Source organism: Sulfuricurvum sp., from assembly GCF_022759005.1.
GTDB lineage: Bacteria > Campylobacterota > Campylobacteria > Campylobacterales > Sulfurimonadaceae > Sulfuricurvum.
This window is the reverse complement of the sequence record NZ_JAEMQA010000048.1, coordinates 1-14,563: the sequence shown is the minus strand read 5'-3', so window position 1 is coordinate 14,563 and position 14,563 is coordinate 1. Positions and strand designations below refer to the sequence as shown.

At 44.6% G+C, this 14,563-nt stretch carries 15 protein-coding genes; 5 read left to right on the top strand and 10 right to left on the bottom strand.

Going from position 1 to position 14,563, the window contains the following annotated elements; translation table 11 throughout:
- Nucleotides 1-2: 2 nt before the first annotated feature.
- The 10 genes from hemC to JHC35_RS02845 form a co-directional block, all read right to left on the bottom strand.
- The gene (gene hemC / locus JHC35_RS02890; protein WP_295041875.1) at nucleotides 3-944 is read right to left on the bottom strand and encodes a hydroxymethylbilane synthase; all 942 of its coding nucleotides are present in this window, start codon (nucleotides 942-944) and stop codon (nucleotides 3-5) included.
- Between the two features lie 3 nt (nucleotides 945-947).
- Nucleotides 948-1,784, bottom strand: coding sequence for a thioredoxin domain-containing protein (locus tag JHC35_RS02885; protein ID WP_295041874.1), 837 nt, complete (start codon nucleotides 1,782-1,784; stop codon nucleotides 948-950).
- Nucleotides 1,738-2,157 carry an FxsA family protein gene (locus JHC35_RS02880; protein ID WP_295041873.1) on the bottom strand — a complete coding sequence of 140 codons (420 nt, stop codon included), beginning with the start codon at nucleotides 2,155-2,157 and terminating at the stop codon, nucleotides 1,738-1,740. The genes JHC35_RS02885 and JHC35_RS02880 overlap by 47 nt, the downstream gene beginning before the upstream one ends.
- Nucleotides 2,154-3,857 carry a proline--tRNA ligase gene (locus JHC35_RS02875; RefSeq protein ID WP_295041872.1) on the bottom strand — a complete coding sequence of 568 codons (1,704 nt, stop codon included), beginning with the start codon at nucleotides 3,855-3,857 and terminating at the stop codon, nucleotides 2,154-2,156. The genes JHC35_RS02880 and JHC35_RS02875 overlap by 4 nt, the downstream gene beginning before the upstream one ends.
- Nucleotides 3,857-5,149, bottom strand: a complete 1,293-nt coding sequence (gene hemA, locus JHC35_RS02870; RefSeq protein ID WP_295041871.1) for a glutamyl-tRNA reductase — start codon at nucleotides 5,147-5,149, stop codon at nucleotides 3,857-3,859. Before hemA ends, JHC35_RS02875 begins: the two co-directional genes overlap by 1 nt.
- Complete coding sequence (locus JHC35_RS02865; RefSeq protein ID WP_365996478.1) at nucleotides 5,149-6,039, bottom strand: polyprenyl synthetase family protein; 891 nt, start codon at nucleotides 6,037-6,039, stop codon at nucleotides 5,149-5,151. The genes hemA and JHC35_RS02865 overlap by 1 nt, the downstream gene beginning before the upstream one ends.
- Before the next feature lie 9 nt (nucleotides 6,040-6,048).
- Nucleotides 6,049-6,459 carry a hypothetical protein gene (locus tag JHC35_RS02860; RefSeq protein ID WP_295041870.1) on the bottom strand — a complete coding sequence of 137 codons (411 nt, stop codon included), beginning with the start codon at nucleotides 6,457-6,459 and terminating at the stop codon, nucleotides 6,049-6,051.
- Nucleotides 6,460-6,584: 125 nt separating this feature from the next.
- The gene (locus JHC35_RS02855; protein ID WP_295041869.1) at nucleotides 6,585-6,863 is read right to left on the bottom strand and encodes a hypothetical protein; all 279 of its coding nucleotides are present in this window, start codon (nucleotides 6,861-6,863) and stop codon (nucleotides 6,585-6,587) included.
- Between the two features lie 6 nt (nucleotides 6,864-6,869).
- Nucleotides 6,870-7,793: a 16S rRNA (cytosine(1402)-N(4))-methyltransferase RsmH gene (gene rsmH / locus JHC35_RS02850; protein ID WP_295041868.1), complete on the bottom strand. Its 924-nt coding sequence runs from the start codon at nucleotides 7,791-7,793 to the stop codon at nucleotides 6,870-6,872.
- Nucleotides 7,794-7,849: 56 nt separating this feature from the next.
- Nucleotides 7,850-9,145, bottom strand: coding sequence for an adenosylmethionine--8-amino-7-oxononanoate transaminase (locus tag JHC35_RS02845; protein WP_295041867.1), 1,296 nt, complete (start codon nucleotides 9,143-9,145; stop codon nucleotides 7,850-7,852).
- 119 nt (nucleotides 9,146-9,264) lie between these two features.
- Between JHC35_RS02845 and JHC35_RS02840 the strand changes: the two genes are divergently transcribed.
- The 5 genes from JHC35_RS02840 (at nucleotide 9,265) to JHC35_RS02820 (ending at nucleotide 14,349) form a co-directional block, all read left to right on the top strand.
- Nucleotides 9,265-10,731, top strand: a complete 1,467-nt coding sequence (locus tag JHC35_RS02840) for a peptidylprolyl isomerase (RefSeq protein ID WP_295041866.1) — start codon at nucleotides 9,265-9,267, stop codon at nucleotides 10,729-10,731.
- A gap of 1 nt (nucleotide 10,732) precedes the next feature.
- Nucleotides 10,733-12,151, top strand: a complete 1,419-nt coding sequence (gene ftsA, locus JHC35_RS02835; RefSeq protein WP_295041865.1) for a cell division protein FtsA — start codon at nucleotides 10,733-10,735, stop codon at nucleotides 12,149-12,151.
- Between the two features lie 18 nt (nucleotides 12,152-12,169).
- Complete coding sequence (ftsZ, locus tag JHC35_RS02830; protein ID WP_295041864.1) at nucleotides 12,170-13,312, top strand: cell division protein FtsZ; 1,143 nt, start codon at nucleotides 12,170-12,172, stop codon at nucleotides 13,310-13,312.
- Between the two features lie 11 nt (nucleotides 13,313-13,323).
- Nucleotides 13,324-13,614, top strand: a complete 291-nt coding sequence (locus tag JHC35_RS02825) for a J domain-containing protein (RefSeq protein ID WP_295041863.1) — start codon at nucleotides 13,324-13,326, stop codon at nucleotides 13,612-13,614.
- Nucleotides 13,615-14,052: 438 nt separating this feature from the next.
- On the top strand, nucleotides 14,053-14,349 hold the full coding sequence (locus tag JHC35_RS02820) for a hypothetical protein (RefSeq protein WP_295041862.1): 297 nt from the start codon (nucleotides 14,053-14,055) through the stop codon (nucleotides 14,347-14,349).
- The last annotated feature ends 214 nt before the right edge of the window (nucleotides 14,350-14,563 follow it).

The following is a 14,563-nucleotide window of genomic DNA, read 5'->3' as shown; positions in this document are numbered from 1 at the left end:
GCTTAACCTTTATTTGCCATAGCTTCGGCACGTTGCAACAATTCCAATGCCCCTCTTTCGATCAACCGCTGCGCCATCGCTTCACCGACACCCTCAGTTTGGTCTTTAGAAACCACAACCTCTTCTCCCATCACCTCAGAACCATCCGGCATCCCGAGGATTGAGCGGACGACCACAGTATCATCACTCTGAACACGAGCACTTACGCCGATCGGGACCTGACATCCCCCTTGCAGCGTATCGACAAATCCTCGTTCGATCGATGTTTCGATACGGCTATTTTCATCTTCTAAAAATTTGGCGATCTCTAATACCCACGGATCATTAACGGTTTCAATCCCTAATGCACCTTGTCCCATTGCCGGAAGCATCTCATCCAAAGAGATCGGATAAAAATACTCTACCAAATCACGGAAACCCAAACGGTTAATTCCGGCTGCAGCGAGGATAATCGCGTCAAATTCCCCCTCTTTGAGTTTTCGGATACGGGTGTCGACGTTACCACGCAAATCTTTAATAACCAGATCAGGGCGTTCTTTGATAAGCTGCATACGGCGGCGGAGTGACGACGTTCCCACCACAGCCCCTTGAGGAAGAGAGTGTATATCCGGATATTTCTGACTCAACATCGCATCACGGACATCTTCACGCAGCGTAATCGCTGAGAGTAAAAGCCCCTCGGGCATGACTGTCGGAACATCTTTGAGAGAATGGACCGCCATCTGCGCTTCACCGCGAAGCATCGATTCCTCAATCTCTTTGAGAAACAACCCTTTCCCACCGATTTTTGCCAACGGAACGTCCAAAATTTTATCACCAGATGTAATAATGATTTTGAGTTCAACCTCAACATCGGTGAAATTTGATTCAATGACCGATTTAATATGGTTGGATTGCCAAAGGGCGAGTTTGCTTCCGCGTGTTGCGATGGTGAGTTTTTTCATAAATTACTTAACCTTGATCTCTTTGTATTTATTTTTTGAAGGGTCTTTTTGCCCATTAAAGAATACAGTCGGCGTTCCGGCAACCATCATCGAACTTGCCACTTTTTGGTCAAATTCGAACTGTTTGATGACCGATGAGCGGCGAATATCATCTTTGTCAATCTTGGTTCCGAACGTTTTGTTAAACGCATTCAGGATTTTTTGCTCATCCCGCTCACTCGCATTGATATCTACTTTATACAGTCCCAATACGGCATTATCCAATCCGTTTTGTTCAGCAGCAATGGCCGCTTTGGTCAATGTTACTGCCGCAGGATGGAGACCCGCGAGAGGATAGTGGTAATAATAGACGGCAAACGTTTTAGGGTATTTTGCCATATAGGCTAAAGCTTCAGGAACATAACGGCGACAAAACGGACACAGCGGATCAGAGAAAATCGCTACTTTATTTGCAGCATTGGCTTCTCCGCTGATGAGATTACTCTTGGTGTAGAACGAGCTGCTGAAATCGGGAGCTACGGTATCGTTATAGCGCTCACCTGTCTTGATATTGATCAATTCGGGAGCAATTACATTGCCATTAACGAAATAGATTCCGTTTTGAGTGATATGACGCGTTTCAGCACCTTGTTTAACATCAGCGTCAATATTCGTAAAATAGGCTTGCCACCCACTCATAGAGGGGAGATTCTTTTTCCCGTTGATCTCGATTTGAAGATTTGAAATATTAGGATTTCCTCCGATCCCTTTTTTCAAAAACGAAATAACTTCCGCATCAGTAGCGGCCATTAGGCTAGCGGAGAGAGCGAGTATCGTCGATAATTTCTGCATCAATGACATAATCATCCTTTTGTGGGGTTTGTGTGGTGTATTCTGTAGGGTATTTTCTCGTAAAATGGTTAATGAGCAATGTACCTAAAAGGAAAGTAAGCATCAAAACACCAATAAGGTCAGATAAAATACCCGGAACGATCAATAAAAGCGATCCGAGTAACCCTGTAATATTACGATTAGAGAACCCTTGCATATCGATTTGCCGTGTCCGTAATGCATCGAGATTTTCAGCCAAGGCGTGTCGAAAATTCATCAAAATAAAAATGCCTAAAAACGCGCTGGCAATAATCTCCAAAAACATCGCCAATCCACCGATTTTAGAGGCAACCTCGACGGTCAAAAGAACCTCTATAAACAGGTAGATTAGAAAATAGATCATCCGCGAAGCTCTCCGATTTTCGCGAGTACATCAGACGCATCCACCGTAATGATTTCACGGGTAGCACGTATCATAATCTGAACCGAACCGTTATCCAACTCTTTTCCGACGATCACCGTATACGGGAAACCGATAAGCTCGGCATCGGACATCTTAAAGCCGAAACGCTCTTTTCGATCATCCAATATTACCTCAACTCCTTGTTTTTGAAGTTGAGCATAAAGCTCTTCGGCATATGCCATGTGAGACTCTTCTTTAATATTTGAGACCATGATATTGACCAAATACGGAGCGGTAGCCGGGGTCCAGATACACCCTTTGTCATCATGGTGCTGTTCGATGACGGCAGCAACCAAACGGCTGACACCCATACCGTAGGTTCCCATGATAAACGGCTGACTTCGACCGTTTTCATCCAAAAACTCCGCTTTAAGCGGTGCGGAATAGACCGTTCCGAGTTTGAAGATGTGTCCTACCTCGATCCCTTTTGTATGGAGGATTTTACCGTTACAGTGTGGACATCCGTCCCCTTCTTGAACACTGACGAGATCGGCAAAATGGGCTTCATTCATAACACTTAAATCAACACCGACAAAATGGTAATCCGCTTCGTTCGCTCCGCAGATCATCGATGTGGCATTTTTAGTATCATTATCCATTACGATACGGATTTTGTCCTGATCCAACGGTCCGATAAATCCCGGAATAAGACCGATTTCGATCAACTCCGCTTCGGCTGCATCGACCAAATCGATCGCCCCGACACTGTTACGCGCTTTGACCTCTTGGAGTTCGTCACATCCGCGAACAAAGAAACAAACCAATTCGCTTCCCTCGATATAGACCGCACGTTGAACTACCGCTTTAAGGGTATAGTACGGATCGACATGGAAGAAATTGCTCAGATCCTCGATCGATTGGATATTTGGCGTTCTAAAACGGGCAAAATCAGCACTCGGCGCTTCGGGAATATCGGTACGCGGCGCACGGCGTGCCGCTTCGACATTGGCTCCGTATTCACACGTATCGCATACCGCGAGGGTGTCTTCACCGCTTCCCGCCAAAACCATCAACTCCTTAGAACCCGTACCGCCAATGGCACCGCTATCGGCTTCAACGATACGAAACTCTAATCCCAAACGCTCCAAAATACGTTTGTACGCCGCTTCCATCGCATCAAATTCACGGTCCAAATCTTCGGCAGTCGAGTGAAAGCTGTAACCGTCTTTCATCACAAACTCGCGTCCGCGCATAAGACCGAATCTCGGACGTGCTTCGTCACGAAATTTGGTTTTGATCTGATAGAGATTGAGCGGGAGCTGTTTGTAACTTGTTACACGATTTCGAACGATATTGACCATCATCTCCTCATGAGTCGGTCCAAGAACAAAGAGGTTCTCTTTACGGTCACGGAAACGGAGTAGCTCTTTACCGAATTTTTCGATACGCCCGCTCTCTTCCCACAACTCCGCAGGGGTAACGAAACTCAAATCGACCTCTTGCGCACCGCTATTTTCCATCTCTTCGTTGATAATATTTTCGATTTTACGCAATACCCGTTTACCAAGCGGTAAAAAGTTGTACAGACCGGCAGCGACTTGACTCACAAATCCGGCGCGCGAAAGATAGATATGGCTCGGGAGCTGTGCATCTTTCGGTGCTTCTTTGGTTGTTGGGATATAGGCTTTACTAAAACGCATTATTTTCCTTTGGGGTAATAGTTACATGATTTTTGGGAGAGGTCAGACCCATCTTCTTCATCCATCAAAAAACTCATCGCTTCGATCAGAGTATCGATCCGCATCGGATCAGAACCATCACGCATCCGCTCGGCAAACGGGTGCAAAAACCGCTTAAGAGTTTGGAGGGTCGCTTTTTGGAGGGCGGCTTCATACTCTTTGGGGATATAGCCGTTCTCAATAACTCGCTTCGATTCTTGGCGTGAGGCTTCATTGGCTCTAAGGTAGATATTTTTGATCAACGGCTCAACCGAAAGGGTTTTAAGCCATTCAAAAAAGAGAGTCACATGGTGGCGGATAATGACATACGAGAGTTTCGCTTCGTCTTCTCTCAATGCGATATTCTCCGATACAATCGATTTTAGATCATCGACATGAAAGAGCTTGATCGACCACAATGAGGCATCGCATTCGATGTCTCTTGGAACCGCCATATCAAACCAATACCGATCATACGTCGTCGATTTAATCATCTCATCCGTGATTATCGGAGTGAGTGATCCTGTCGCGGTAAAAAGTAGCTCATTTTCATTAATGGCGTAGGCAAGCTCTTCAAAAGAGCGAACTCGCGCATTACACTCTTGGGCAATCGCTTCGGCTTTCTCGAACGTCCGATTCATGATCGTGATATCGACCCCCTGTGCGCTGAGATGTTTGCAGGTTATCACCGACATCTCTCCTGAACCGATCACCAGTGCTTTTTTGCCGCGCACATCTCCGATAGACTCTTTCACTTTCGCGATAGCGACACTGGCAACCGATACCGGCTTGGAAGAGATATTGGTTGCGTTACGCACTTCGGCGGCACACTTAAGAGCATAATTCATTGCCCAGGCGATTTTTTGGGCCGAATAGCCATTCTCTTGGGAGAGTTTAAATGCATCTTTGAGTTGACCCGAAATCTGCGTCTCTCCGACAACCATCGAATCGAGCGAACTCGCCACACTAAAAAGGTGGTGTATTCCCCCCTCATCGTCGAAAATATCGGCACGGGAATAGAGTTCCGTATGACTCAGCCCTGAGTGTCTTGTCAACAGGAAAAACAGCTCTTCTTTCGCCGATTCCGTATCACTGCAACTGCAAAAAACTTCGACACGGTTACACGTAGAGAGGATCATCGATTCGCTGATATATGGAGAAGCATTTAAATGTTTCATCGCATTGAGCTGCGCCGCCTCGTCCACAAATGCAAGCTTCTCGCGTATTGCCAACGTCGAGTTTTTGTGTGAAAAACTAACGATTAGATAGTGCATCAATAACTTCTTTTGATCACGGATTCAATAATGGCACGCAATGCGACGTCATCACCAATTGCACCGATCGCTTCATCGCATAACATTCTCGCGTACGTATACGATTGTTCAATCGTTCCGAATGCGTCCATTTTAGATCGGATCCATACTTTTTCAACATCGTCCAATACTTTCGCATGATTGGCGATCAAGCGGCCTTTTTCACTCTCATCGAGGCTGTTGTATAAATCAATATACGGCAACGTCACTTTTCCCTCCGAGAAATCGTTGAGCGAGGGTTTCCCCAATGTCGCTTCATCGGCGGTGATGTCGAGAATGTCATCTACGATCTGAAATGCCAACCCTAAGTTTTTACCGTATACGGAATATGCCTCAGCATCTTTTCCCGCCAAAATTGCGGCACTGTAAGCACACGCTTCGATCAAAGTTGCCGTTTTGAGATAGAGCATTTTGAGGTACAAATCACGGTCGGTATTGAAATTCTCCGCCATCCCTACGTCCATCATCTCTCCGACCGAGAGGCGTGTTACCGATTCGGCGACGGAGCGGGCGATACGAGGGTCAAAAGAGGTAAGCTCACTAAACGCTTTGGAGTAGAGAATATCTCCGAGCATGATTGCGGTTTTTGAGCCTTCGGTGGCATTGACGGAAGGGACACCGCGACGCAACTGCGCTTCATCGATAACATCATCATGAAGCAAACTCGCCGCATGGATAAGTTCGACAATCGCTCCAAGCAACGGAGCTTGAGCAGATTCAGGGGCAATAGTGAGGATCAAGCGTGCACGGAGTCGTTTACCGCCGGAGAGTTTTTGGAACAAATGCGCCGCAGGGGGATAATCAACCTCATCAATCAACTTAGCAATAAGGGTTTCTACAGTTTCCAACATACCTAATCATCACTTATTCGTTAAATAATCCAACACAATCCGGCTCTCTTTGTCAATCAAAAAAAGATCCATCTGCGCGGTTTTGTTGCCGTCATCAAATTTTTTAAATACGACTATTACATACGGGACATCTCTCGACGTTTTCTCTGAACTCAAAAGAACTTTTCGAAAACTCTGATTCGTATGCCCGACATACAAAATATGCTGTCCCACAATCCGATCAAAACTTTCGTGCACAACCAACGCTTTGTCGGTATACAATGTCCAACGAAAATTCAAAAGACGTTCTTGTCCTTCACTTTTGACCAGAATTTTAGCCAATTCATCTTTCTTGAGGATAAAACTTTTTGATTCTCTCCATGCAGCCGCTTGCGCAATCGCAAAAGTTCCTATGAGCAAAAAGATAAATAAACGGCTCACATCCACTCGTTTGTGAAAATTTTAATCTCTATGCTGCTGCACAGGATCAATTTAAGTCGGAGATTATACCACCACTATTCTTAGTTGATTGGAAGAAGAAAACAAAACTGTAGATGAGAGCCGATTTAAAAGAGAGTATCCAAAACCTGATTTTTATATTTGAGTGATTCAACTTTAGCGCGAATCAATCGATTCTCTTCCAGCAAAGAGTCGTGTTCATGGCTTAACGTCGAAATTTCCCGACTTTTAAAATAAATTTGAGTATTGATAAAGATTTTTGGGAAAACCACGACCAGCACCAAAAAAATACCGATAAATACATTCCGTAAAAAAAGAGGCCCCATTGAATCATCAGGGCTGATGATATGTTGTGTCTCTTCTAATATATCGAGTTTATCGCTCATAAGGTATCAATCTCTTCGTATCTCAAATATTCTTAGTTTGGCGCTTCGGCTTCGAGAGTTTTCTCGTAACTCATCCTCTTGAGCACTCAGCGGTTTTTTGGTAATAGTTTTGCCGATCGCGTGATTGTTTCCGCACGTACAGCGCATCGCATCATCGGGACAAATGCAGTTTTTTGACCACTTCGAAAAACGGTTTTTGACAATCCGGTCTTCGAGTGAGTGAAACGTGATAATGGCCACTCGAAGTTTTTTGACAGAGGAGTTCTCAATCGCATCCAAAAGACGTGTCAACTCACCCAACTCATCATTCACTTCGATCCGAATCGCCTGCATCACCAACGTCGAAGGGTGAATTTTTTTTCCCTTCGGCATCAGATGAAAAATCGCGTTCGAAAGCTCCTTGGCCGAACCAAACGGACGGCGCTGAACAATGGTTTCCGCAACGCGGCGAGCGTTGCTTACTTCGCCGTATTCACGCAAAATTGTCTCTAAAGCGCTCTGTGAGTACTCATTGACCACCTCACGTGCACTGAGCACCGCATTCGGATTCATCCGCATATCGAGAGTGTCGCTTTCATACGAAAACCCTCTCTCACGCTGATCAAGTTGCAGCGATGACACCCCTATATCGGCCAAAATACCGCAAATTTTATCACCTTTCTCAGAAAGCAGTACGGAGGCAACGTCTGAAAAACGTCCTTGACAAATCTCGACACGCTCCCCAAATGGTTCTAAACGTTTGCTTGAAAAGGCGATTGCGGTAGGATCTTGATCGATTCCGACCAACGACAGCGAGGGATTGTTTTCCAACAACAGCGAAGAGTGCCCGCCATATCCCATTGTACAATCAACAATCACTCCGTCTTTGCAAGGGGCAAATGCTTCGAGCACTTCTCGATAGAGTACAGGGATATGAGGGATCTCTTGCACAAGCGGCCTTTGGTTTTAATGACCCTTATCATAACCTAAGCGCACTAATAACACCTTTAAATGCGTTGCAAAGAAAACTCAATCGCGTCAAACACTTTTCGCAATTCATCCGGAGTAATCACATAAGGGGTCATTACATATACAACACTCCCTAACGGACGTATTAGAACCCCTTGTGTCAAACACAATTGATGAATCTTCACCCCGACCCGCTCATGCGGGTCATACCCCTGCAACTCTATTGCCGCAATCATCCCGCATTGACGCACTTCCTTGACGTTAGGAAACGGCTCAAAACGTTTTAGTTCTTCAGCAATAAGAGCTATCGTTTTGCGGTTATTCTCAATCACATTTTCCGATTCGAAAATATCAAGCGTTGCATTTGCAGCCGCACACGCCAATGCGTTCCCAGTATAACTGTGTGAGTGCAAAAATGAGCGAATCGGATTGTAGTCACAATAAAACGAGCCGTAAACACTTTCATTCGTTAGTACTACAGATAGCGGCAAATAGCCACCGGTAAGTCCTTTTGAAAGAACTAAAAAATCGGGCGTTATACCTGCTTGTTCACACGCAAACATACTTCCTGTCCGCCCAAACCCGACCAAGATTTCATCGGCGATAAAATGGACACCGTATTCTTCGCACAATCGTTTGGCTTCGCTCAAAAAAATCGGATGATACATCCGCATCCCCCCTGCCCCCTGAACCAGCGGCTCAACAATCAATGCCGCTATCTCATCGCCTTTTTCTTGTAGGAGACTCTCAAATGATTTTGCCGCGTCCAAAGCGGCTTCTACGCTTTGATTTATCGGTGAAGGGGTTTGAATCGATCGGATCAAAAGGGGTTCATACGTCTCTTTGTACAAAGCGACGTCTCCGACGGATAATGCCCCCAGCGTCTCACCATGATAACTCTCGCTGAGCGAAACAAAAAGTCCTTTCTCTTTGCCTTGATTTTTGTGGGAATGATATGACATTTTGAGAGCCACCTCAATCGCACTTGAGCCGTTGTCGGCATAAAAACAACGCGTTAGTCCCTCAGGAGAGAGTGCCACCAGCCGCTCGGAGAGCCGCACAATTCCCTCATGGGTAAATCCTGCCAATATCACGTGTTCAAGAGTTTCTAACTGCTCTTTAATTTTTTGGTTGATATAAGGGTTGCAATGACCGAACAAATTGACCCACCAACTGCTGATCGCGTCAATGAACGTATCTCCTTCGAAATCTTCCAGATAGACGCCGTAAGCTTTTGAAACAGGGGTCAACGGGATAGTTTCATGATCTTTCATCTGAGTGCACGGATGCCATAGAACATTTAAATCCCGTGACGATATTTCAACATTATTCATTAAAAAAAACCCCTAAAACTACATTTTTATGCTAACATTTGTTAGCTCTCTTCCATTTTCATCCAAGTTTAATGGTAAAGTGAATAGAATATCTGAATTTTACAATAGGATCGTTTAATATGATTACTTGGATGCAGCGCCATCGCAAATACTTGGTGATTACCATTTGGATCTCCACTATCGCTTTTATCGGAGCTGGATTCGTGGGATGGGGACAATACAGTTACGGGGATAAAGCGGGAGCGGTTGCGAAAGTCGGTGATATTTCGATCACTTCTGCCGAACTTCAAAAAAGCTATACGACCCTTTTTAACCAATACAATCAGCTATTTCAAGGGAAGTTGGATGAGAAACAGGCACAACAATTCGGTCTCCAACGCCAAGCGCTCCGCCAACTCGTAAATCAAGCTTTGGTTCTGAACCTTGCCAAAAGCTACGGATTGATCGTAACGGACGATGAGTTGTGGAATGTTATCAAGTCACAAAGCGTTTTCGCCAAAGACGGAACATTTGACAAGACGGTATACGCGGAAACTTTGAAACAAAACCACTTGAGCATCAAAGAGTATGAAGAGTCGATGAAAAAAGATCTCTTAATCCAAAAAACCCTTTATCTTCTATCATCGGGGGTAAACACTATTGAAAGCAATGCATTCGCAAACGCACTTGGTGTAGCCGATAAAATCAGTTATAAAATTTTGACGCCGAGCATGATTACCCTATCACCGAGCGAAGCGGAACTCAAAGCACTTTGGGGGAAAAATCAAAAAGAGTTTAAAACGTCTCCAAGCTGTGAAGTGAGTTACGTCACCCAAAAACCTATTACTGTAACCCCAAGTGACAAAGAGATCAATGAATACTACGATATGAACCGACAACTGCTCAAAGGTCCAGATGGCAAACTATTGACATCCGATGAAGCAAAATCTTCAATCATTGCCGCTCTCAACGATAAAGCAACTGAAAAAGAGGCTCTGCGTCTTTATATCGATTACAAAAAAGGTGCACTCAAAGCCGGTGTAATACCACAAAAAGCGACTGTAAGTACAGAATCTTCGACTTTTGATCCGGAACTGACCAAAGAGATCATGTCTCTCAACGATCAAAAACCGTTTCTCAAGCCGCGCAAAGTAGGGAATGACTATATCATCGTCAAATTAGACAAAATGAATCCTGCCCGCGCAAAAACATTTGATGAAGCCAAAACGGATGTTATTGCTATGTATATGAACACAGCGAAAAAATCCAAACTTCAAGAGCTCGCGCAAAACAGTTATAAGACATTCAGTGGCAGCACAACCGATTTTATCACCCGTAAAGAGAGTGACAAAATAGGCGGTTTGAGTACACCTGAGGGATCAGAATTTTTAACAAAGCTGTTTGCTTCCAAACAAAAACAAGGTTTTATCACCTTAGAAAGCGGAAATGTTATTATGTATAACGTTTTGGAACAAAAGTTGCTTCAAGACAAAACATTAGCGGATGGAAATGCCGTACTTAAGTTCAAAGGGAATTTGTTAGATCAAGCTTTACTCAAAACGCTTGAAAGCAAATATCCGGTTGAAATCTATGTAGAGGGGATTTGATTTGAAACGAACCGTTTTAGCCATTGATATCGGCTCGACAAAAGTTTGTGCGCTCATCGCTGAAATTGACGATGACAACAATGCTACGATAATCGGAGCCGGCATCTCAAAAGCACAGGGGCTTCGCAAAGGGAGTATCACCAACATCGAACTTGCCTCAAAGTCAATCAAAAGTGCACTCAATGATGCCAAGCGGGTAGCCGGAACCGAACTTCGCAGCGCTATCGTCAGTATCTCGGGGGCTTATACGAAAAGCCTCAACTCCAGCGGTATCGTGAATATTCCGAACAAAGAGATCACCCTCAATGAGATTCAACGTGTTATGCATACATCCCTCTACAATGCTAACATTCCTAACGAATTTGAAGTTCTACACGCATTGCCGTATAACTTCAAAGTCGACGATCAAGATTTCATCGAAGATCCGCTTGGGATGAATGCGTCTCGACTCGAAGTTGAAACCCACATCATCACAACCCAAAAAAGCAATCTGAACAATCTTCGCAAAGCGGTCAAAGCAGCCGGTGTCGAAGTGGAGAGCGTTGTCCTCAGCGGTTACGCTTCTGCGATCGCAGTTCTCAATGCCGATGAAAAAGAACTCGGAGCAGCCGTCGTCGATATGGGTGGCAATACGAGTAACATCGTTATCCACTCAGGGCACGCTATCCGTTATAACGACTTTTTGGGAGTCGGTTCGAATCACATTACGAACGATCTCTCTATGGCATTGCACACTCCACTCCATACGGCCGATAACGTCAAAATCAACTACGGTTCGCTATATGCACCGAGCAATGATTTGATCGAACTGCCGGTAATTGGCGATGAGACATCAAGCCACGAAGTATCATTGGAAGTAGTCCACAACGTCATCTATGCCCGTGTCGAAGAAACACTGATGATTATCGCCCAATCCATTGAAAAAAGCGGTCTCAAAGAACATATGGGTGCCGGCGTCGTTCTCACCGGCGGTTTTACTAAAATCGAAGGGCTACGGGAATTGGCAGTCGCTATCTTGGACAATATGCCTGTACGCCTTGCCAAACCGACTGATGTTGGGGGACTTTTTGATACGCTCAGAGACCCATCGTATTCCGGAGCTGTCGGACTCATCAAATATCTTGCAGACGGTTACACCACATATGAAATCGACGTAAACCGCCGAATGAGACATGCCGGTGAAGAGAATGGCACCCATTCTTTTGCTACGCCTGTAACGGAAGAGATTCCATCAGCCTATGATTCTATTACAACACCGGCATCTTCTACTCCTACACCGGCGGCGACACCTCCGCCGGCTAAGGAAGAGAAAATTGCCGAAACAACCAAAATGGTCAATATTGGCTCCAATAAGCCAGTACAGAGCGATCAACCAAACCCAATTTCCAAGTTTTGGAATTGGGCAACACAACTATTTTAATCACGTCAAGGAGCAAGCATGGAACCATTTTCAATCAAAGAATCAACAACTCTCACGGGAGCGCGTATCGTAGCAGTCGGTGTCGGCGGTGGCGGCGGTAACATGATCGGATATATGCTCAAAGAGCAAATCCCTGGAATCGAACTTATTATTGCTAATACCGATGCGCAAGTCTTGGAGCAAGGGGCAGCCGCAACAAAAGTCCAACTCGGTGCTAAACTCACCAAAGGTTTGGGTGCGGGGATGAAACCGGAGATCGGAAAAGAGTCTGCTTTGGAGAGCTATGAAGATTTGGCACGCGTACTCAGCGGTGCGGATATTGTTTTCGTAGCAGCCGGCCTTGGCGGCGGAACCGGTACGGGTGCGGCCCCAATCATCGCAAAATGTGCCAAAGAAGTGGGTGCTTTGACTATCGCAGTAGTTACAAAACCATTCTCGTTTGAAGGTAAAAAACGTCTCAAATTGGCAGAAGACGGTCTTCAAGAATTGAAAAATGAATCTGATTGTATCGTTGTTATCCCGAATGACAAACTTCTCTCTATCATTGATCCGAAACTCGGTATCAAAGAGAGCTTTAAAATCGTTGACAGCGTACTTGCTCGCGCCGTTAGCGGAACATCGGGTGTTATCCTTGCCAGCGGTGACAATGACATCAACCTTGACTTTGCCGACTTGCAAACCGTTATGAGCCATCGCGGTTTGGCTCTCATGGGTGTGGGCGAATACAAAGGGGAAAATGCAGCATACGAAGCGATCAAAAATGCCATCGAATCTCCGCTTCTTGATAACATGTCAGTAAACGGTGCACTCGGTGTATTGGTACACTTCAGTATGCATCCTGAGTTTCCGTTCATGGAACTCTCTGCTGCAATGGATGTGGTTCATAACAGTGTGGATGAGTCTGCGGACGTTATCTTCGGAACAACAACCGATGAATCACTACCGAAAGATTTTATCCGTATTACCCTTATTGCAACCGGTTTTGAGAAAAAAGCATCTCAAGGGATCAATAACAGCGAATTTGAAAACAAAGAGGCAATCGCTGCGGCCGCAACCGTTGCTAAGCCTCGTGTTGTCGTTCGCCCGGCAATGGTTGCCAACGGTGACTATACCGAAGATTTCTTAGACGTTCCGACGTTTATGCGTCAACAAAGAGACTAACCTCTCTTTCCATGCTCTCTTTTGACACGCTCATCAAGGCCAAAACACTCCTTGGTCTGAGCGATAAAGCTACCCTCTCCGATATCAAAACCCGCTACAAAACAATGATGCAGCAATGGCATCCCGACAAACACCCTGATGATATAGCTACGGCTCACGCTATGAGCACCCAAATCAATGAAGCGTATGCCATCTTGCTTGAATATTGCGCAAAATATGAGTTTAATTTTGATGAGGATCATCTCAAAGAAAAGACTATGACCCCTCAAGAGTGGTGGACAAAGAAGTTTGGGGGGCGTTGATTCGCTCTTATCCCTTTCATCGTTATTCAGCTTATCCACGTTTTTATTTATTTTTTGTGGTATACTTTTATCGCTAATACAAAACTTTCCATACGGTTAATGGAGCGACAATGAGGCGGAGGGTTCGAAACCTCCGCTTTTTTTTTGTCCTCCAAAAACCGTATGTGAAGGGGGTTATTTATGGATAAGCTTGTATTAGCATTACTGCTTATGTGCATTTTTGCACCTATGCTCAGGTGATCCTGACGTAGCCAAAGGGTTTTACCCCTTGCCCCCCTCGATGCTCAATTCCTTTAAAAAAACAACCTGACTCGAATGACATTATGAATTAGTTATAGTTATCACCTGACACCTATATCTGTTTATCGTTTTAAATTATATTCAGTTATTTTAGCTAGTATATTGTAGCTTATAACTTAAATTTAAATTGGAACCTCCATGAAAACGTCACTATATGTATCTTCTTTTTTTCTATCTCTTGTAATATTTACAGGATGTAGTCAAAAAGCAGAAGTAGATCAGTCAAAACTTTGTATTTATTCAAATGATGAACAAGCAAAACAGTGTAAAGAAGGGGAATTAGCTATGTTTAGCCCACAATCATGGGGTAACGAACAACTACCACTCAATGTAGCAGCCGCATACTGCGATTTCAATCACGAAATCATGTATAACAACTCGGGCGTAATATGTGTATTTACCAATAAGCGTCTTTCATTATTAAATAAAAAATAATTCCCTACTTATCATAAATACCTACCAAACTACCCGATAAGTGAGTAATTGAGCAATATATCATGTATTCAATCTTCACTTTTTCAGAGTCGGAAATGAGAAAATTAATGAAACGCTATCGGCCCCTCGGATCGGGCGTGGATAAACTGTTGGACAACGGCATTGGATGAGTTGCGAAACGACTCTTTGTCCCCCGTTTCGACAATTTTCCCCT